The 19,223-nt window shown below is 56.5% G+C and carries 17 protein-coding genes; 12 read left to right on the top strand and 5 right to left on the bottom strand.

All coding sequences use genetic code 11. The features are described 5' to 3' along the window. Nucleotides 1-59: 59 nt before the first annotated feature. Complete coding sequence (radC, locus tag ACOTZP_RS22200; protein WP_022646621.1) at nt 60-725, bottom strand: RadC family protein; 666 nt, start codon at nt 723-725, stop codon at nt 60-62. Nucleotides 726-898: 173 nt separating this feature from the next. On the opposite strand from radC, the gene coaBC reads away from it, so the two are divergent. The 3 genes from coaBC (at nt 899) to slmA (ending at nt 3,264) form a co-directional block, all read left to right on the top strand. After that, complete coding sequence (gene coaBC, locus ACOTZP_RS22195) at nt 899-2,110, top strand: bifunctional phosphopantothenoylcysteine decarboxylase/phosphopantothenate--cysteine ligase CoaBC (protein ID WP_087878399.1); 1,212 nt, start codon at nt 899-901, stop codon at nt 2,108-2,110. Next, nucleotides 2,088-2,546 carry a dUTP diphosphatase gene (gene dut / locus ACOTZP_RS22190; RefSeq protein ID WP_045621029.1) on the top strand — a complete coding sequence of 153 codons (459 nt, stop codon included), beginning with the start codon at nt 2,088-2,090 and terminating at the stop codon, nt 2,544-2,546. Before coaBC ends, dut begins: the two co-directional genes overlap by 23 nt. A gap of 121 nt (nt 2,547-2,667) precedes the next feature. Beyond that, on the top strand, nt 2,668-3,264 hold the full coding sequence (slmA, locus tag ACOTZP_RS22185) for a nucleoid occlusion factor SlmA (RefSeq protein ID WP_003860901.1): 597 nt from the start codon (nt 2,668-2,670) through the stop codon (nt 3,262-3,264). Between the two features lie 82 nt (nt 3,265-3,346). Here slmA and pyrE read toward each other — a convergent pair whose 3' ends face one another. Then, complete coding sequence (gene pyrE, locus ACOTZP_RS22180) at nt 3,347-3,988, bottom strand: orotate phosphoribosyltransferase (RefSeq protein WP_023305206.1); 642 nt, start codon at nt 3,986-3,988, stop codon at nt 3,347-3,349. 66 nt (nt 3,989-4,054) lie between these two features. Further along, nucleotides 4,055-4,771, bottom strand: coding sequence for a ribonuclease PH (rph, locus tag ACOTZP_RS22175; protein WP_023305205.1), 717 nt, complete (start codon nt 4,769-4,771; stop codon nt 4,055-4,057). A 125-nt stretch (nt 4,772-4,896) separates the two neighbouring features. On the opposite strand from rph, the gene ACOTZP_RS22170 reads away from it, so the two are divergent. Together ACOTZP_RS22170 and ACOTZP_RS22165 are read left to right on the top strand one after the other, a co-directional pair. Further along, nucleotides 4,897-5,760, top strand: a complete 864-nt coding sequence (locus ACOTZP_RS22170) for a YicC/YloC family endoribonuclease (RefSeq protein WP_063147159.1) — start codon at nt 4,897-4,899, stop codon at nt 5,758-5,760. A 205-nt stretch (nt 5,761-5,965) separates the two neighbouring features. Continuing rightward, entirely contained in the window at nt 5,966-6,583 is a 618-nt protein-coding gene (locus ACOTZP_RS22165) for a trimeric intracellular cation channel family protein (protein ID WP_271075363.1), read from the top strand. A 2-nt stretch (nt 6,584-6,585) separates the two neighbouring features. Here the strand turns inward: ACOTZP_RS22165 and ligB are convergent, their stop codons facing one another. Further along, nucleotides 6,586-8,256 (bottom strand): NAD-dependent DNA ligase LigB, encoded by a 1,671-nt coding sequence (ligB, locus tag ACOTZP_RS22160; RefSeq protein WP_271075364.1) that lies wholly within the window; start codon nt 8,254-8,256, stop codon nt 6,586-6,588. A 251-nt stretch (nt 8,257-8,507) separates the two neighbouring features. On the opposite strand from ligB, the gene gmk reads away from it, so the two are divergent. Genes gmk through recG form a run of 5 tightly spaced genes read left to right on the top strand, consistent with a single transcriptional unit; the run spans nt 8,508 to nt 14,374 of the window. Next, nucleotides 8,508-9,131, top strand: a complete 624-nt coding sequence (gene gmk, locus ACOTZP_RS22155) for a guanylate kinase (RefSeq protein WP_421633788.1) — start codon at nt 8,508-8,510, stop codon at nt 9,129-9,131. 54 nt (nt 9,132-9,185) lie between these two features. Next, nucleotides 9,186-9,461, top strand: coding sequence for a DNA-directed RNA polymerase subunit omega (rpoZ, locus tag ACOTZP_RS22150; protein WP_000135058.1), 276 nt, complete (start codon nt 9,186-9,188; stop codon nt 9,459-9,461). Between the two features lie 19 nt (nt 9,462-9,480). Further along, nucleotides 9,481-11,595, top strand: a complete 2,115-nt coding sequence (gene spoT / locus ACOTZP_RS22145) for a bifunctional GTP diphosphokinase/guanosine-3',5'-bis pyrophosphate 3'-pyrophosphohydrolase (RefSeq protein WP_022646616.1) — start codon at nt 9,481-9,483, stop codon at nt 11,593-11,595. 4 nt (nt 11,596-11,599) lie between these two features. Then, a complete protein-coding gene (gene trmH, locus ACOTZP_RS22140) occupies nt 11,600-12,289 on the top strand; it encodes a tRNA (guanosine(18)-2'-O)-methyltransferase TrmH (RefSeq protein WP_032622047.1) in 690 nt (229 codons plus the stop codon). 3 nt (nt 12,290-12,292) lie between these two features. Next, nucleotides 12,293-14,374 (top strand): ATP-dependent DNA helicase RecG, encoded by a 2,082-nt coding sequence (gene recG, locus ACOTZP_RS22135; RefSeq protein ID WP_271075365.1) that lies wholly within the window; start codon nt 12,293-12,295, stop codon nt 14,372-14,374. Nucleotides 14,375-14,377: 3 nt separating this feature from the next. Here recG and gltS read toward each other — a convergent pair whose 3' ends face one another. After that, nucleotides 14,378-15,580 carry a sodium/glutamate symporter gene (gene gltS, locus ACOTZP_RS22130; protein ID WP_006812438.1) on the bottom strand — a complete coding sequence of 401 codons (1,203 nt, stop codon included), beginning with the start codon at nt 15,578-15,580 and terminating at the stop codon, nt 14,378-14,380. Between the two features lie 225 nt (nt 15,581-15,805). Between gltS and xanP the strand changes: the two genes are divergently transcribed. Together xanP and ACOTZP_RS22120 are read left to right on the top strand one after the other, a co-directional pair. Further along, nucleotides 15,806-17,197: a xanthine/proton symporter XanP gene (gene xanP / locus ACOTZP_RS22125; RefSeq protein ID WP_015570053.1), complete on the top strand. Its 1,392-nt coding sequence runs from the start codon at nt 15,806-15,808 to the stop codon at nt 17,195-17,197. Between the two features lie 118 nt (nt 17,198-17,315). Continuing rightward, nucleotides 17,316-19,010 carry an AsmA family protein gene (locus ACOTZP_RS22120; RefSeq protein ID WP_271075366.1) on the top strand — a complete coding sequence of 565 codons (1,695 nt, stop codon included), beginning with the start codon at nt 17,316-17,318 and terminating at the stop codon, nt 19,008-19,010. Nucleotides 19,011-19,223: the final 213 nt, after the last annotated feature.

Here is a 19,223-nt window from a genome sequence, read left to right as displayed (position 1 = left end):
CTCGGCGGTGTGCTCAAGTCCCGAACAGACAAAGATCCCGATGGATCGCGAGAAAAAGCCTAAATCCAGCCACGTTCGGCAAAAGAAATGTACTCTCCGCGGCCAATTATCAGATGGTCCAGCACACGAATGTCCATGAATTGACAGCATTTGATAATACGTTCGGTAATTGCTTTGTCAGCTCTGCTTGGTTCTGCACAGCCAGAGGGGTGATTATGCGCGAGGATCACGCCAGCTGCATTCACTTTTATCGCTTCCCGCACAATTTCACGCGGATGCACCTCAACGTGGCTCAATGTTCCCGAAAAAAGGCGGGTATGTTTCAGTACCCGGTTTTTATTGTCGAGAAAGATCACCATAAAGATCTCCCGCTCCAGATCGGAAAGCTGGCTTTGCAGAAATTCGCGGGTCATGTCGGGGGTGAGGATCGGGTCTTCTTCCTCCATACGCACGTTGTAAAATCGCCGGGCCAGCTCCGCAATGCCCCGCAACTGGGCATATTTCGCCACGCCAATACCCTCAACGTGCGTAAACGCCTCCAGCTCGGCGGTCAACAATCCATACAGTGAGCCGAAATGCTCTATCAGCTCTTTCGCCAGCGTAAATACCGTTTTCCCCGGCGTGCCTGTGCGTAAAAAGAGCGCCAGCAGCTCGTCGTCCTTTAACAACGTGACGCCATGGCGCAGCATTTTTTCACGCGGTAGCAGCAGTTCAGTCTCTTCCATGCCCGGCCTCCTTCTGTTTGCCATTATGCTGCCACAGGCAAATTCGGGGCTCGACGCTGGCGTTTCGTTCTTGCGTAGCGCCTCGCAAAGTGAATTAAGGACATCATCACCCCGTTTTAGGGATTGTGATAAAATGCCCGCTCTCTGGTGAAACCCAACAGGAAAGAATCATGATGAGCCTGGCCGGTAAAAAAATCGTTCTTGGCGTCAGCGGCGGTATTGCTGCCTATAAAACGCCAGACCTGGTGCGCCGTTTGCGCGAGCGCGGGGCCGACGTACGGGTCGCGATCACCGAAGGCGGCAAAGCCTTTATCACCCCGCTGAGCCTGCAAGCCGTCTCGGGATACCCGGTATCCGACAGCCTTCTCGACCCGGCAGCCGAAGCCGCAATGGGCCATATTGAGCTGGGGAAATGGGCCGATCTGGTTATCCTTGCCCCCGCCACGGCAGATGTAATTGCCCGCGTGGCGGCCGGGATGGCGAACGATCTGGTAACGACCATTTGCCTCGCCACGCCTGCGCCCGTCGCGGTTGTACCCGCAATGAACCAGCAGATGTATCGCAACGCCGCTACCCAGCATAATCTGGATACGCTGGCCTCGCGCGGCCTGCTAATTTGGGGACCGGAGAGCGGCAGCCAGGCCTGTGGCGACGTGGGGCCAGGGCGTATGCTCGACCCATTGACGATTGTTGATATGGCCGCCGCCCATTTCTCGCCTGTCAACGATCTGCAACATCTCAACATCATGATTACCGCGGGCCCCACGCGCGAGCCGCTGGATCCGGTGCGATACATTACCAACCACAGCTCCGGCAAAATGGGCTTTGCAATTGCTGCCGCGGCAGCCAAACGCGGCGCGAACGTGACGCTGGTGAGCGGCCCGGTGTCGCTTACCACCCCTGCGTTTGTGCGGCGTATTGATGTAACTACCGCGCTGGAAATGGAAGCCGCCGTACAGGCGCATGCTCAACAGCAGCATATTTTTATCGGCTGTGCGGCCGTCGCTGATTACCGCGCCGAAACCATTGCCGACGCCAAAATTAAAAAGCAAGGTGATGAATTAACAATAAAAATGGTGAAGAATCCGGATATCGTTGCCGGTGTCGCCGCATTGAAAACTCATCGTCCTTACGTTGTTGGGTTTGCCGCAGAAACGAATAATGTGGAAGAATATGCCCGGCAAAAACGTACCCGCAAAAACCTCGATTTGATTTGCGCGAACGACGTATCGCTGTCCACGCAAGGATTTAACAGCGACAGCAACGCATTGCACCTTTTCTGGCAGGATGGAGATAAAGTCTTACCGCTTGAGCGCAAAGAACTCCTGGGCCAACAATTACTGGACGAGATCGTTACCCGTTATGATGAAAAAAATCGACGTTAAGATTCTGGACCCGCGCGTTGGCAAGCAATTTCCGCTGCCAACGTATGCCACCTCCGGCTCTGCCGGTCTTGACCTGCGCGCCTGTCTCGATGACGCCGTAGAACTGGCGCCGGGTGCAACGACCCTGATCCCGACCGGGCTGGCGATTCACATTGCTGACCCGTCACTGGCAGCGGTGATCCTGCCGCGCTCTGGCCTGGGCCATAAGCATGGCGTCGTGCTGGGTAACCTGGTCGGCCTGATCGACTCTGACTATCAGGGTCAGCTGATGGTATCCGTCTGGAACCGTGGCCAGGACAGCTTCACCATTGAACCGGGCGAGCGTATCGCGCAGATGGTGTTTGTACCGGTGGTGCAGGCAGAATTTAACCTGGTGGCAGACTTCGACGCTACCGACCGTGGCGAAGGCGGCTTCGGCCATTCCGGGCGCAAATAACCGCCCGACAAACACGCATCTCACAGCGCCATAATGCAATAACAAACCGCAAACGTCAGTTTGCGGGTCGCTGTGTGGTTGCCAGCCTGACAAGTGCTTATTTTCAGGGGTATTTTGTAACATGGCAGAAAAACAAACCGCGAAAAGGAATCGTCGCGAAGAAATACTTCAATCTCTGGCTCTGATGCTTGAATCCAGCGACGGCAGTCAACGCATCACCACCGCCAAGCTGGCGGCCTCTGTGGGCGTGTCAGAGGCGGCGCTGTATCGTCATTTCCCGAGCAAAACCCGGATGTTCGACAGCCTGATCGAGTTTATCGAAGATAGCCTGATCACGCGCATCAACCTGATTCTGAAGGATGAAAAAGACACCAGCACGCGTCTGCGTCTGATTGTGCTGCTGATTCTGGGCTTTGGTGAACGTAACCCGGGTCTGACCCGTATTCTTACCGGCCACGCGCTGATGTTTGAACAGGATCGTCTGCAAGGCCGTATAAACCAGCTTTTTGAGCGTATCGAAGCCCAGCTTCGTCAGGTTCTGCGCGAGAAGAAAATGCGGGAAGGCGAGGGATATAATACGGATGAGACGCTGCTGGCAAGCCAGATCCTGGCATTTTGCGAAGGGATGCTCTCCCGGTTTGTGCGCAGCGAGTTTAAATATCGACCAACGGACGATTTTGACGCCCGCTGGCCGTTAGTGGCAGCACAATTACAGTAACGCCATCGCCGGATGGCGGCTTCGCCTTATCCGGCCTACGAACAGGTAGGCCCGGTAAGCGTAGCGCCACCGGGCAACGCAATTAAACCCCGAACTCTTCGCGATACGCTTTTACCGCCGCCAGGTGATCCGCCATTTCAGGCTTCTCTTCCAGATATGCAATCAGGTCTGTCAGCGTGATGATAGAGATCACTTTGCAGCCATAATCGCGTTCCACTTCCTGAATAGCAGAGATGTCGCCACGCCCGCGTTCCTGACGATCAAGCGAAATCAGCACACCCGCAAGCGTTGCACCGTTAGCCTGGATAATTTCCATCGATTCACGGATCGCGGTACCTGCGGTGATCACGTCATCCACCAGCATCACGCGGCCCTGCAACGCACTGCCGACCAGATTGCCGCCTTCACCGTGGGTTTTGGCCTCTTTACGGTTAAAGCAGTACGGTACGTCGCGGTCATGGTGCTCCGCCAGCGCCACCGCCGTGGTGGTTGCAATTGGAATGCCTTTGTACGCGGGGCCAAACAGCAGATCGAAATCAATCCCGGAATCTACCAGCGCTTCGGCATAGAAGCGGCCTAACAGTGCCAGGTCGCGCCCGGTATTAAACAGCCCGGCGTTGAAGAAATACGGGCTTTTACGCCCGGATTTCAGCGTGAACTCGCCAAACTTAAGTACCTGCTTGTTAAGCGCAAACTCAATAAACTGGCGCTGATACGATTTCATGGATTTGCTCCTTTGTCTTTTCAGTCTTACAGGCAAAAAAAAGGCGACTCATTGGTCGCCTTAAAATCAATTTTCTAACGCCGCTTTCTGCGTCGCTACAATAGATTCAATACCCCCTCGGGCCAACGCCAGCAAGGTGAGCAGTTCTTCGTGAGTGAATGGCTCGCCTTCTGCCGTGCCCTGCACTTCAATGATGCGACCATCTTCGGTCATCACCACGTTCATGTCGGTTTCTGCGGCAGAATCTTCAACGTATTCCAGATCGCAAAGCGCTTCGCCGTTAACAATACCAACGGAGACAGCAGCAACCATCCCTTTCATTGGGTTGGTTTTCAGCTTACCGGCGGCAACCAGCTTGTTCAGCGCATCTGCCAGCGCCACACAGGCACCGGTAATGGAGGCCGTACGCGTGCCGCCATCGGCCTGGATCACATCGCAGTCCAGCGTGATGGTGAACTCACCCAGCGTTTTTAAGTCAACCGCGGCGCGGAGCGCACGTGCGATCAGGCGCTGGATCTCCATAGTACGGCCGCCCTGCTTACCTTTTGCCGCTTCACGGGCATTACGGGTATGGGTTGCGCGCGGCAACATACCGTATTCCGCGGTGATCCACCCCTGCCCCTGACCTTTCAGGAAGCGAGGCACGCCCTCTTCGATGGACGCGGTGCAAAGCACTTTGGTGTCACCAAACTCAACCAGCACGGAGCCTTCAGCGTGTTTTGTATAGTTACGGGTCAGGGTGACGGGACGCACCTGGTTGGTGCTACGACCTGCTGGACGCATGATGGATTCTCCGGCTTGAAACGAATGTGGCTGCGCATTATACGGATAAAGGACGCTTATTCCTATCCTGAGAAGCCCCTGAAAGCTATAATCCCCCCATCTCTCCTTTAAAAACGGGAATGTCTATGATCCGCAGTATGACCGCCTACGCCCGGCGTGAAATCAAGGGTAGCTGGGGTAGCGCTACCTGGGAAATGCGCTCGGTAAACCAGCGCTATCTGGAAACATATTTCCGTATGCCGGAACAGTTGCGCAGCCTGGAGCCCGTGGTGCGTGAGCGTATCCGTACGCGTCTGACCCGCGGGAAAGTGGAATGTAATTTGCGTTTTGAGCCCGATGCCAGTGCCCAGGGCGAACTGATCCTGAACGAAAAGCTGGCAAAACAGCTGGTTAATGCGGCGAACTGGGTCAAAATGCAAAGCGATGAAGGCGAGATCAACCCGGTTGATATTCTGCGCTGGCCTGGCGTGATGGCCGCCGGAGAGCAGGATCTGGACGCGATTACCGCTGAAATCCTGGCTGCACTCGACGGCACGCTGGATGACTTTATCGTTGCCCGCGAAACCGAAGGCCAGGCGCTGAAAGCGATGATTGAGCAACGCCTTGAAGGCGTGAGCGCCGAAGTGGCTAAAGTGCGCGCTCATATGCCAGAAGTGCTGCAATGGCAGCGTGAGCGTCTTGTCGCCAAACTGGAAGAGGCGGAAGTCCAGCTGGAAAACAACCGTCTGGAACAAGAGCTGGTGCTGATGGCGCAGCGTGTAGACGTGGCTGAAGAGCTGGATCGTCTGGAAGCGCACGTTAAAGAGACCTATAACATCCTGAAGAAGAAAGAAGCGGTAGGCCGCCGTCTCGACTTTATGATGCAGGAGTTCAACCGCGAGTCGAACACGCTGGCGTCTAAGTCTATCAATGCAGAGGTGACCAATTCAGCAATTGAACTGAAGGTCCTGATTGAGCAGATGCGCGAGCAGATCCAGAATATCGAGTAATACCTTTCAGGGTGGTGTCTGGCACATCACCCATTACTTTTTCTAATCCTTATTTATCCTTACTTTTTTTGCCTCCCGCCTTATCACAAGCCCGCCTGGCATGCGTTGATAAATTCCTTTAGGGCAAATCCCCTCGCCTTAGAAAATCTCAATCGTGATCTTGCGCACAAATCGCTAACCTCCTCCACTTCATTCCGGAGGGTTTATGCTGCTTCACATTCTCTATCTTATTGGCATTACCGCTGAATCCATGACCGGCGCACTCGCCGCCGGACGTCGCCGTATGGACACCTTCGGCGTGATCATTATTGCCACGGCCACTGCGCTCGGCGGCGGGTCCGTGCGCGATATCCTGCTTGGCCATTATCCGCTCGGCTGGGTTAAAAACCCTGAGTACGTCATTATCGTGGCAACGGCAGCCGTGCTAACCACGATTGTAGCCCCGGTGATGCCTCATCTGCGCCGCTTGTTCCTGGTGCTGGATGCGCTTGGGCTGATTGTTTTTTCCATCATTGGCGCACAAATTGCTCTCGATATGGGTGAAGGCCCGGTTATCGCCACCATTGCGGCGGTGATCACGGGCGTGTTTGGCGGGGTGCTGCGCGATATGTTCTGCAAACGTATCCCGCTGGTTTTCCAGAAGGAACTGTATGCCGGCATCTCCTTTGCCGCGGCAGTGCTTTATGTCGCCTTGCAGCACTATGTCACCAACCACGATGTGGTGGTTATCTCCACGCTGCTGTTTGGTTTCACCGCGCGTATGCTGGCATTGCGCCTGAAGCTGGGCCTGCCGGTTTTTCATTACAAGCACAATGCGCATTAAGGTCAGAACCCGTTAATGTGCTGCTCAGCCAGCCACCTTGCCAGCCTATCAACAGGAGGCGCATGCAACCAGTTAACGACCTGCTGCGCCTTCTCTTCACCTGTTCCCGGCAAAGCCTGCCAGTCAGCGGCGCTCCGCTGATTCAGCGCCTGCCACGACGCCGCCCCAACCGCATTCAGCGTGGCTTTTGTCAGCGGGATCCCCATCGCTGTGACCCAGCGAATAAAAGGTTGTTTGCGCACAATATTAAAACGATGCCAGAGCGATAACCCGCGCCCGGCGGAAAAGCCAGGCGTGGACTGTAGCTGCGCCTGCGTCAGTGTTAACCACGAAAAAATATGCTCGAAACGATGCGCCTGATGAAGCGTTCGCCAGCCCGCCTCGCCTAACCCCTCGATCCCTAGCCCTTGTTTTGAGCTAAGCCACGTCAACCGGGCAAAGAACTGTTCCATACACGCTGGTGAGGCATAAAAACAGGTCAGCGAGTGGTACTGCAGGGCCGGAGGTTCTGGTTTTTCCCTGTTCGCTCCCCGCCAGACAACTCGATCGAATCGGGGGATCCCCTGCCCGGCGAGGCTTATCAGAACCTGATCGCCGGGAACAATATCCAGCCGCTGCCAGCGTGTGACCGACCCCAGGCTCACCCGCCGCACCTGTTTATCATCAAGCTTTACTGGATCCAGTTCGGCTACAACGGACACCTTGCCCGTTCGCCCGACGCCAAACTGTATCCCTCGCACTTCAGCAACCTGAGCGACAGGCGTATATTTCCATGCGACAACCCAACGGCCTTCACCGGGTAACCAACCGTCGCCCGCGGGTTCATCCGCTGAACGCACCACAATGCCGTCCGTGGCAAAGGGCAATGCTGTTGTATGCCACGCTGAACGCTGCGCTTCGACCGCATTCACAGACGCGGCGGGCAGCGTATAACGCGCCGTCAGGGTGAACCCGGCTTTTGACAACGCATCCAGAGATACCTGCATCTCTTTAGGTCCATCCGGCCAGGCCCAGATAAACACGCCGAGCTGCCTGAGAAGTGCGCTATCGTTATGACGCATCATGGCGCCCGCCACTTTTGCCCGCATGTTCATCCCCCCCATCTGACGCTGGATGTGGTTTTCATGAATCCAGAACAGTTCACCCTGTAAGACGCTATTTGCCAGGGGGCCGGACAGGTTTTGCGGAACAGAGGGGATTGATCGAACCTGCGCCGTCCAGTCTTCACCTTTCACACCGTTGCCACGGCTAATGGCCCGGACAAGCTTCCCGCCCTGGTACACCAGCGTCACAGCCACGCCATCCACTTTGGGCTGCATCCAGAGATGTTGCCGGGCTCGCATCCACTGGCTGAGCTCAGCTTTACTGGCAACCTTATGCACGCCCGTATGCGCAACCGGGTGTGTCACACTACCTGTCAGAGGTGGCGGTCTGTCTTCGGAAGAGACATGACCAAAGCAGCGCTGCCACTGGTTCAACCGCGCGTTAAGCTGATCGTAAACCCCGTCATCAACGTCACTGACTCCCTGCTTCCAGTAAGCATCGTCCCAGCGTTTGATCTGCGCGCTCAGCGCTACAATTTCCTTTTCTGCTTTTGCCTGCGACCATACCGGGCATACCGCTAACCCGGTGCTACACCACAACAGCGCAAACCCGCTTATCCATCGCCACATTATTACCCCTCCTTTGCGTTGGAGGAGGTATAACCCGGTATTGAAAACGACGCGAATGGCAACGTTACGCTTTACGAGGCGTTATCCAACGTTTCTTTTTGTTGCTGCAAACCGCAGACAAAACCTGAAAACAGCACGCAAAATTTAATCATCCACGGGAAAAAGTGTGACAAAGGCTACGTCACACAGCGGCGACGTGTATAATAAGCCCGTATGTAGGACTTCTTCGTTAACACATACAAAAGACTCTCATGGCTCAAGGCACGCTTTATATTGTTTCTGCCCCTAGTGGCGCGGGTAAATCCAGCCTTATTCAGGCACTGTTAAAAACCCAACCGTTGTACGATACGCAGGTTTCTGTTTCTCACACCACGCGAGCACCGCGTCCGGGTGAGGTGCACGGTGAACACTATTTCTTTGTGAATCACGACGAATTCAGAGCGATGATTGGCAGAGACGCGTTTCTTGAACACGCAGAAGTATTCGGTAACTACTACGGTACTTCGCGTGAAACCATTGAGCAGGTTCTGGCGACCGGCGTGAACGTGTTCCTGGATATCGACTGGCAGGGCGCGCAGCAAATTCGTAAGAAAATGCCTGATTCGCGCAGTATTTTTATTCTACCGCCATCGAAAGATGAACTGGATCGTCGCCTGCGTGGTCGCGGCCAGGATAGCGAAGAAGTTATCGCGAAGCGTATGGCACAGGCTGTTGCAGAAATGAGCCATTACGCGGAATATGATTTCCTTATTGTGAATGATGATTTTGATGCCGCGCTGAGCGATCTCAAAACTATCCTTCGCGCAGAACGTCTGCGTATGAGCCGCCAGAAGCAGCGACATGACGCATTAATCACCAAACTGTTGGCAGACTGAACCCACTTTCAGTATCATGCCCAGTCATTTCTTCACCTGTGGAGCATTTTAAGTATGGCACGCGTAACTGTTCAGGACGCTGTAGAGAAAATTGGTAACCGTTTTGACCTGGTACTGGTCGCCGCGCGTCGCGCTCGTCAGATGCAGGTAGGCGGTAAAGATCCGCTGGTACCGGAAGAAAACGATAAAACCACCGTTATTGCACTTCGCGAAATCGAAGAAGGTCTGATCAACAACCAGATCCTCGACGTGCGTGAGCGCCAGGAGCAGCAAGAGCAGGAAGCCGCAGAACTGCAGGCCGTAACCGCCATTGCTGAAGGTCGTCGTTAATTAAACCTGCGGGTCGCCCTTGTATCTGTTTGAAAGCCTGAATCAACTGATTCAAACCTACCTGCCTGAAGACCAGATTAAGCGTCTTCAGCAGGCGTATCTCGTTGCACGTGACGCTCACGAGGGCCAGACACGTTCAAGCGGTGAACCCTATATCACGCACCCGGTAGCGGTGGCCTGTATTCTGGCCGAGATGAAACTCGACTACGAAACGCTCATGGCCGCCCTGCTGCATGACGTGATTGAAGATACCCCTGCCACCTACCAGGACATGGAACAGCTGTTTGGCAAAAGCGTTGCCGAGCTGGTGGAAGGGGTCTCTAAGCTTGATAAGCTGAAATTCCGCGATAAGAAAGAGGCGCAGGCCGAAAACTTTCGCAAGATGATCATGGCGATGGTGCAGGATATCCGCGTCATTCTCATCAAACTTGCTGACCGCACCCACAATATGCGCACGCTGGGCTCACTTCGCCCGGATAAACGTCGCCGCATCGCCCGTGAAACCCTCGAAATCTACAGTCCGCTGGCGCACCGTTTAGGTATTCATCACATTAAAACCGAGCTGGAAGAGCTGGGTTTTGAAGCGTTGTACCCGAACCGCTATCGCGTGATTAAAGAGGTGGTGAAAGCCGCTCGCGGTAACCGTAAAGAGATGATTCAAAAGATCCTCTCTGAAATCGAAGGGCGCTTGCAGGAAGCCGGTATTCCGTGCCGCGTCAGCGGTCGCGAAAAGCATTTGTACTCTATCTACTGCAAAATGGTGCTCAAAGAGCAGCGTTTCCACTCAATCATGGATATCTACGCGTTCCGCGTCATCGTCCACGACTCTGACACCTGCTACCGCGTGCTGGGGCAGATGCATAGCCTGTACAAGCCACGTCCGGGGCGCGTCAAAGATTACATCGCCATTCCAAAAGCGAACGGATATCAATCTTTGCACACCTCCATGATTGGCCCGCACGGTGTCCCTGTTGAGGTGCAGATTCGTACCGAAGACATGGATCAGATGGCGGAGATGGGTGTCGCGGCGCACTGGGCTTATAAAGAGCACGGCGGCGAAAGCAGCACCACCGCGCAAATCCGCGCCCAGCGCTGGATGCAGAGCCTGCTGGAGCTGCAACAGAGTGCAGGTAGCTCGTTTGAATTTATCGAGAGCGTTAAATCCGATCTCTTCCCGGATGAGATTTACGTTTTCACGCCGGAAGGGCGCATTGTCGAACTGCCTGCGGGCGCGACGCCGGTCGACTTCGCTTACGCCGTGCATACCGATATCGGCCATGCCTGCGTGGGTGCCCGCGTCGACAGGCAGCCTTATCCGCTGTCGCAGCCGCTCTTCAGCGGGCAGACTGTCGAAATTATTACCGCGCCGGGCGCACGTCCTAACGCTGCCTGGCTGAACTTTGTCGTGAGCTCAAAAGCGCGCGCAAAAATCCGCCAGCTGCTGAAAAATCTCAAGCGCGACGACTCCGTCAGTCTCGGGCGTCGTCTGCTCAATCACGCGCTGGGTGGCAGCCGCAAACTGGCAGAGATCCCACCAGAGAATATTCAGCATGAGCTGGAGCGTATGAAGCTCGCCTCGCTGGATGACCTGCTGGCAGAGATTGGCCTCGGAAACGCCATGAGCGTGGTCGTGGCGAAGAACCTGCAACAGGGCGAAACGACAGCCGTTCCTGCTAACGCGCAAAATCATGGTCACCTGCCAATCAAAGGCGCTGACGGGGTGCTCATCACCTTCGCCAAATGCTGCCGCCCTATCCCGGGCGACCCGATTATTGCGCACGTCAGCCCGGGTAAAGGGCTGGTGATCCACCACGAATCCTGCCGTAACATCCGTGGCTATCAGAAAGAGCCTGAGAAGTTCATGGCGGTCGAATGGGATAAAGAGACAGCGCAGGAATTTATCACTGAAATCAAGGTGGATATGTTTAACCACCAGGGTGCACTGGCGAACCTGACGGCAGCGATCAACACGGCCTCGTCAAACATTCAGAGCCTGAATACTGAAGAAAAAGATGGCCGCGTTTACAGCGCCTTTATTCGCCTGACCGCCCGTGACCGCGTACATCTGGCCAATATTATGCGCAAGATCCGCGTGATGCCGGATGTCATTAAAGTCACCCGTAACCGAAACTAGCACTATGAATTCAACACGTTACGAGCGAATCTGCGAAATGCTCGCCAGGCGTCAGCCTGATCTGACGGTCTGCATGGAGCAGGTCCATAAACCTCATAACGTCTCTGCTATCGTCCGCACCGCAGATGCCGTCGGCGTGCATGAAGTCCACGCCGTCTGGCCAGGCGCACGTATGCGTACCATGGCCTCCACCGCCGCAGGCAGCAACAGCTGGGTATCCGTGAAAACTCACCAGACTATTGGTGAAGCGGTCTCGCACCTGAAAGGGCGTGGCATGCAGGTTCTGGCAACCAACCTCTCTGCTAAAGCCGTGGATTTCCGTGAGATCGATTACACCCGTCCGACCTGCATTTTAATGGGCCAGGAGAAAACGGGGATCACGCAGGAAGCACTGGATTTGGCTGACCGGGACATCATCATTCCGATGATCGGCATGGTCCAGTCACTCAACGTGTCGGTCGCCTCAGCGCTGATCCTGTATGAAGCGCAGCGCCAGCGTCAGAATGCCGGAATGTACGAGCGCAGCAACAGCATGCTGCCGGAAGAGGAGCAGCAGCGCCTGCTGTTTGAAGGTGGCTATCCGGTGCTGGCTCGCGTTGCGAAGCAGAAGAAATTGCCTTACCCCCACGTCAACGCACAGGGCGAAATTGAAGCCGATGCCGAGTGGTGGTCCACCATGCAGTACGCAGGGTAAATCATGAAAGGCCGCCTGCTGGACGCCATACCGCTCAACAGCCTGACGGGCGTGGGCGCGGCACAAAGCAGTAAACTGGCGAAGATTGGCCTGCACACCGTGCAGGATCTCCTGCTCCACCTCCCCCTGCGTTACGAAGACCGTACTCAACTTTATAAAATTGGCGATCTGCTGCCCGCTATTTACGCCACCGTTGAAGGGGAAGTGCTGAACTGCAACATCACCTTTGGCGGACGCAAGATGATGACCTGCCAGATCAGCGACGGCACCGGCATTCTCACCATGCGCTTTTTCAACTTCAATGCGGCGATGAAAAACAGCCTTGCCACCGGACGACGCGTACTTGCGTACGGTGAAGCCAAACGGGGCAAATACGGCGCGGAGATGATCCACCCGGAATACCGCGTGCAGGGCGATCTCAGCTCACCTGAGCTACAGGAGACGCTCACCCCGGTCTATCCAACCACCGAAGGCATTAAGCAGGCCACGCTGCGCAAGCTCACCGACCAGGCGCTGGAGCTGCTCGATACCTGCGCCATTAACGAGCTGCTGCCGCCGGAGCTGGCGCAGGGCATGATGAGCCTGCCGGAGGCGTTGCGCACCCTGCACCGTCCACCGACGACGCTTCAGCTCGTTGATTTAGAAAGCGGTAAACACCCCGCCCAACGGCGTCTTATCCTTGAGGAATTACTGGCTCACAACCTGAGCATGCTGGCCCTGCGCGCAGGTGCGCAGCGTTTCCACGCGCAGCCATTAAGCCCGCATGATGAGCTCAAAGATAAGCTGCTGGCCACACTGCCGTTTAAACCCACCGGCGCCCAGGCGCGGGTCACCGCCGAGATCGAACGCGATATGGCGCTGAATGTGCCGATGATGCGCCTGGTGCAGGGCGACGTGGGTTCCGGGAAAACGCTGGTTGCCGCATTGGCCGCTTTACGCGCTATCGCCCACGGCAAGCAGGTGGCGCTGATGGCGCCGACAGAACTGCTGGCCGAGCAGCACGCCAACAATTTCCGTAACTGGTTCGCCCCACTGGGGATCGAAGTGGGCTGGCTGGCCGGGAAGCAGAAGGGCAAAGCACGTCTTGCGCAGCAGGAAGCCATTGCCAGCGGGCAGGTGCAGATGATTGTCGGCACGCACGCCATTTTCCAGGAACAGGTGCAGTTTAACGGCCTGGCGCTGGTCATTATCGACGAACAGCACCGCTTTGGTGTTCATCAGCGTCTGGCGCTGTGGGAGAAAGGTCTGCAACAGGGCTTCCACCCGCATCAGCTGATCATGACCGCCACGCCGATTCCGCGCACCCTGGCGATGACAGCCTATGCCGATCTGGATACCTCCACCATCGACGAGTTGCCGCCGGGCCGAACGCCGGTGACCACGGTTGCCATACCGGACACGCGGCGCAGCGACATCATTGACCGCGTGCGCAACGCCTGTACGCAGGAAGGGCGTCAGGCGTACTGGGTCTGTACCCTGATTGAAGAGTCTGAGCTGCTGGAAGCGCAGGCTGCCGAAGCCACATGGGAAGAGTTAAAGCTCGCCCTGCCAGAGCTGAACGTCGGTCTGGTTCACGGGCGCATGAAGCCTGCCGAGAAGCAGGCGGTGATGCAGTCGTTCAAACAGGGCGAGCTGCACTTACTCGTTGCGACCACGGTTATCGAAGTGGGCGTGGATGTGCCGAACTCCAGCCTGATGATTATTGAGAACCCGGAGCGTCTGGGCCTGGCGCAGCTCCACCAGCTACGAGGCCGCGTGGGCCGTGGCGCGATCGCCTCTCACTGCGTGCTGCTCTACAAAGCCCCGCTGTCGAAAACCGCGCAGATGCGTTTGCAGGTATTACGCGACAGCAATGACGGCTTCGTCATTGCGCAAAAAGATCTGGAGATCCGCGGCCCGGGTGAACTGCTGGGCACACGTCAGACGGGTAACGCCGAATTTAAAGTGGCGGATTTGCTGCGCGATCAGGCCATGATCCCCGAAGTACAACGCCTTGCGCGTCATATTCATGAACGCTACCCCGAACAGGCGGCAGCGTTAATTGAACGCTGGATGCCGGAAACCGAGCGGTATTCCAACGCCTGACGGTCAGCCAAACATCGGCAGCATCAGGTAGAGCTTAATGACCAGCGCGTTGACGATATCAATGAAGAATGCGCCCACCATCGGCACCACCAGAAACGCCATGTGCGACGGGCCGAACCGTTCGGTGATCGCCTGCATATTCGCGATGGCCGTTGGTGTCGCTCCCAGACCAAATCCACAGTGACCCGCAGCCAGTACCGCCGCATCATAGTTTTTGCCCATCATGCGCCAGGTAACAAAGATGGCATACAGCGCCATAAACACGGCCTGTACCGCCAGGATCGCCACCATCGGCAGCGCCAGCGAGGCCAGTTCCCACAGCTTGAGGCTCATCAGCGCCATCGCCAGGAACAGCGACAGGCTGACGTTCCCCAGCACGGACACCGCGCGTTCGAAGACGCGGTAGAAGCCCATCTGCGCCAGACCGTTGCTCAGGATCACCCCGATAAACAGCACGCAGACAAAGGTTGGCAGTTCGAAAGCCGTTCCCGCCAGCCATTGCGCAACGATTTTGCCCACGGTGAGGCAGATGGCAATCATGGCGATGGTTTCAATCATCACCAACGAGGTGATGCTGCGACCAACGTCCGGTTTTTCGAACGCGGTCGGCACCATTTCATCGTCTGGTCTGCCTTCCGGCGTAGTGGAATGTTTCACCAGATAGCGCGCCACCGGGCCGCCAATCAGCCCGCCAAGCACCAGGCCAAAGGTCGCGCAGGCCATTGCCACTTCCGTTGCGTTTTCAAAGCCATAGCGTTCGATGAACAGCTTGCTCCACGCCGCGCCCGTTCCGTGGCCACCTGACAGGGTAATCGACCCCGCCAGCAGACCCATCAGCGGATCCAGCCCCAGCAGCGACGCCATACCGATGCCGATGGCGTTTTGCATCAGCAGCAGGCCCACCACGACAATCAAAAACACGCCCAGCACCTTGCCACCCGAACGCAGGCTTGCGAGGTTAGCGTTCAGGCCGATAGTGGCAAAGAAGGCCAGCATCAACGGATCTTTCAGGGACATATCAAAATCAATTTCCCAACCCATGCTTTTTTTCAGTACCAGCAGGGCCAGCGCCACCAGCAATCCACCGGCGACAGGTTCAGGAATGGTGTACTTTTTCAGAAAGGAAACACTGTGTACCAGCTTGCGACCAAGCAGAAGAACCAGCGTTGCGGCAACAAGGGTCGACAACGTATCGAGATGAATCATAAAAGGCTCCTGTTATGCGCGTGTTCCATACACACGCGGCGTTATCCTGGGCCGGGTGTTGCTCGTCATGAGCCGCCGGCGCGAAAAGTGTAATTTTTTTTTCCTGTTCGTTGTAGAAAACCTGCTCACACCGGCAGATTTTCTCTCTTTTTTTTGCTGGCAATCGTTTGCTTTTACCAGGTGGTCAGCTAAAATGCCCGCTTTTCCACCGTGGGATTGCCGCCGATGTCTGTTAACACTCTGGAGTCTGCTGATGCGCAACCGATTGCGCAGAAGCAAAACAGTGAACTGATTTACCGCCTTGAAGATCGTCCCCCGCTACCTCAAACCCTGTTTGCCGCCTGCCAGCATCTGCTGGCGATGTTCGTTGCGGTCATCACGCCGGCTCTGCTGATTTGTCAGGCGCTGGGGTTACCGGCGCAGGATACGCAACACATCATCAGTATGTCTCTGTTCGCTTCCGGTGTAGCCTCCATCATTCAAATTAAAGCCTGGGGTCCGGTGGGTTCGGGGTTGCTGTCGATTCAGGGCACCAGCTTTAACTTTGTGGCGCCGCTAATCATGGGCGGTACGGCACTGAAAACCGGCGGCGCAGATGTCCCGACGATGATGGCGGCGCTTTTCGGCACCCTGATGCTGGCAAGCTGCACAGAGATGATCATCTCCCGCGTTCTGCACCTTGCGCGCCGGGTGATCACCCCGCTGGTCTCCGGCGTGGTGGTGATGATTATCGGCCTGTCGCTGATTCAGGTGGGTCTGACCTCCATCGGGGGCGGCTACGCGGCAATGAGCGACCATACCTTCGGCGCGCCGAAAAACCTGCTGCTGGCAGGCGTGGTGCTGGCGATCATTATTCTGCTTAACCGCCAGCGTAACCCGTACCTGCGCGTGGCTTCGCTGGTGATCGCCATGGCGGCCGGTTACCTGCTGGCGTGGGCGCTGGGCATGCTGCCGGAAAACACCACCCCAACCAACAGCGCGTTGATTACCGTGCCAACGCCGCTCTACTACGGCCTGGGCATTGACTGGAGTCTGCTCCTGCCACTGATGCTGGTCTTTATGATCACCTCGCTGGAAACCATTGGCGATATCACTGCCACCTCCGACGTGTCCGAGCAGCCGGTCTCCGGCCCGCTGTACATGAAACGTCTGAAAGGCGGCGTGCTGGCGAACGGACTGAACTCGTTTGTCTCGGCGGTGTTCAACACATTCCCGAACTCCTGCTTCGGCCAGAACAATGGCGTGATCCAGCTGACCGGGGTTGCCAGCCGCTACGTGGGCTTTGTGGTGGCGCTGATGCTGGTGGTCCTCGGCCTGTTCCCGGCGGTAAGCGGGTTTGTGCAGCACATCCCTGAGCCGGTCCTGGGCGGCGCGACGCTGGTCATGTTCGGTACCATCGCGGCCTCCGGCGTGCGTATCGTCTCCCGCGAGCCGCTGAACCGCCGCGCAATCATGATTATTGCACTGTCTCTCGCCGTAGGACTTGGCGTCTCCCAGCAGCCGATGATTTTGCAGTTTGCCCCGGACTGGGTGAAAAACCTGCTCTCTTCCGGCATCGCCGCGGGCGGTATTACCGCTATCGTGCTGAATCTCATTTTCCCGCCTGAAAAGAACTGATCCCCACACGGCAGGCTGTCAATGCCTGCCGTGACATCTCTTTACACCATTCCCGCCTTGAGCATTGCGCATAAATCGTGCATAACACCCTTATGTGCGTTTCGCGGGAAGGAAGACCATGAAATTTATTGGAAAGCTGCTTATCTATCTTCTGGTAGCCCTGCTCATTGTAGTGCTCGCCTTTTATTTTCTGCTCCAGACCCGCTGGGGCGCATCGCAGGTCAGTAGCTGGATCACGGTGAATACCGATTACGAGCTCAACTTTGACCTGATGGATCACCGCTTTTCATCCCCTTCTCACATTCTTCTGGAAAACGTTACCTTCGGACGAGATGGCAAACCGGCCACGCTGGTCGCTAAAAAAGTGGATATTGGCTTAAGCAGCCGCCAGATCACCGACCTGCTGCATATGGACGCCATCACCCTGTTCGATGGCACGCTGAATTTATCTCCACAGACGGCGCCGCTGCCGTTCCAGGCCGATCGTCTGCAACTGAATAACATGGCCTTTAACAGCCCGAATACGGAGTGGGATCTCAGTGCGCAAAAGGTGACCGGTGGCGTCAGCCCGTGGCAGCCCGAGGCGGGGAACGTACTGGGGAAAAATGCGCAAATCCAGATGAGCGCCGGGTCGCTCACGCTCAACGGCATACCGGCCAACAACGTGCTGATTCAGGGACAACTCAACGGCAAAGAGGTGGTGCTCAATACCATCGGTGCCGATATGGCGCGCGGCTCGCTTACGGGGTCGGCTCAGCGTAATGCCGACGGTGGCTGGGTTATCGACACCCTGCGTCTGAATGAGATACGCCTGCAAAGCGACAAATCGCTGCTGGATTTCTTCGCCCCTCTCTCCACCCTGCCTTCGTTACAGATTGGGCGGCTGGAAGTGACCGATGCCCGTCTACAGGGGCCAGACTGGGCGGTAACCGACCTTGATCTTAGCCTGCGTAACCTCACCCTGAGTAAAGGGGACTGGCAAAGCCAGGAGGGACGGTTATCCATGAACGCCAGCGAATTTATCTACGGCTCGCTGCATCTTTTTGACCCTATCCTGAACGCGGAATTCTCCCCACAGAGCATTGCGCTGCGTCAGTTCACTTCCCGCTGGGAAGGGGGCATGGTGCGCACCTCCGGCAACTGGCTGCGCGACGGGAACGCGCTGGTGCTGGACGACGTTGCCATTGCCGGGCTGGAATATACGCTTCCGGAAAACTGGAAAACGCTGTGGATGGATCCGCTCCCGGCATGGCTGAACAGCGTGACGCTGAAAAAATTCGGCCTGAGCCGCAACCTGGTGATCGACATCGATCCGGCGTTCCCATGGCAGATCACCTCCCTCGACGGTTATGGCGCTAATCTGCGTCTGGCGCAAGACCACAAGTGGGGCGTGTGGGGCGGTAACGCAACCCTGAACGGGGCGGCAGCAACCTTTAACCGCGTCGACGTGCGACGCCCGTCGCTGGCGCTGAATGCCAACGCCGCAACGGTAAATATTACCGACCTGAGCGCCTTTACCGAGAAAGGGATCCTGGAAGCGACCGCCACCGTGTCACAGCTGCCACAGCGACAAACCACCGTGAGCCTGAACGGGCGCGGTGTACCACTCAACGTTTTGCAGCAGTGGGGCTGGCCAGCGCTGCCGATTGCGGGCGACGGCAATATTCAGCTCACCGCCAGCGGCAGCGTGCAGGCGAATGCGCCGCTGAAGCCGACGGTGAACGGGAAGCTGAGCGCGGTAAATATGGATAAACAGCAGGTGCAGCAGACGATGACCGGCGGGATGGTGTCGGCGGTGGCTCCGGCACAGTAAAAAGCCGGGTGGCGGCTTCGCCTTACCCGGCCTACGAGGTTTTGGTTCCCTCTCCCCGTGGGTGAGGGCATCAGACCGCATAATTACCGTAGGCCCGGTAAGCGAAGGGTATGAACCGGAAACATGGGTAACACTTTAGACCGGATACATGGGTAACAGTTATAACTGGCATAGAAGAGGAGACTCGCTATGCCCTGGACTGAGACCCGACCT

The sequence above is a fragment of the Enterobacter cloacae complex sp. SYL001 genome (assembly GCF_049237025.1).
Classification (GTDB): domain Bacteria; phylum Pseudomonadota; class Gammaproteobacteria; order Enterobacterales; family Enterobacteriaceae; genus Enterobacter; species Enterobacter intestinihominis.
This window is presented reverse-complemented; position numbering and strand designations above follow the sequence as displayed.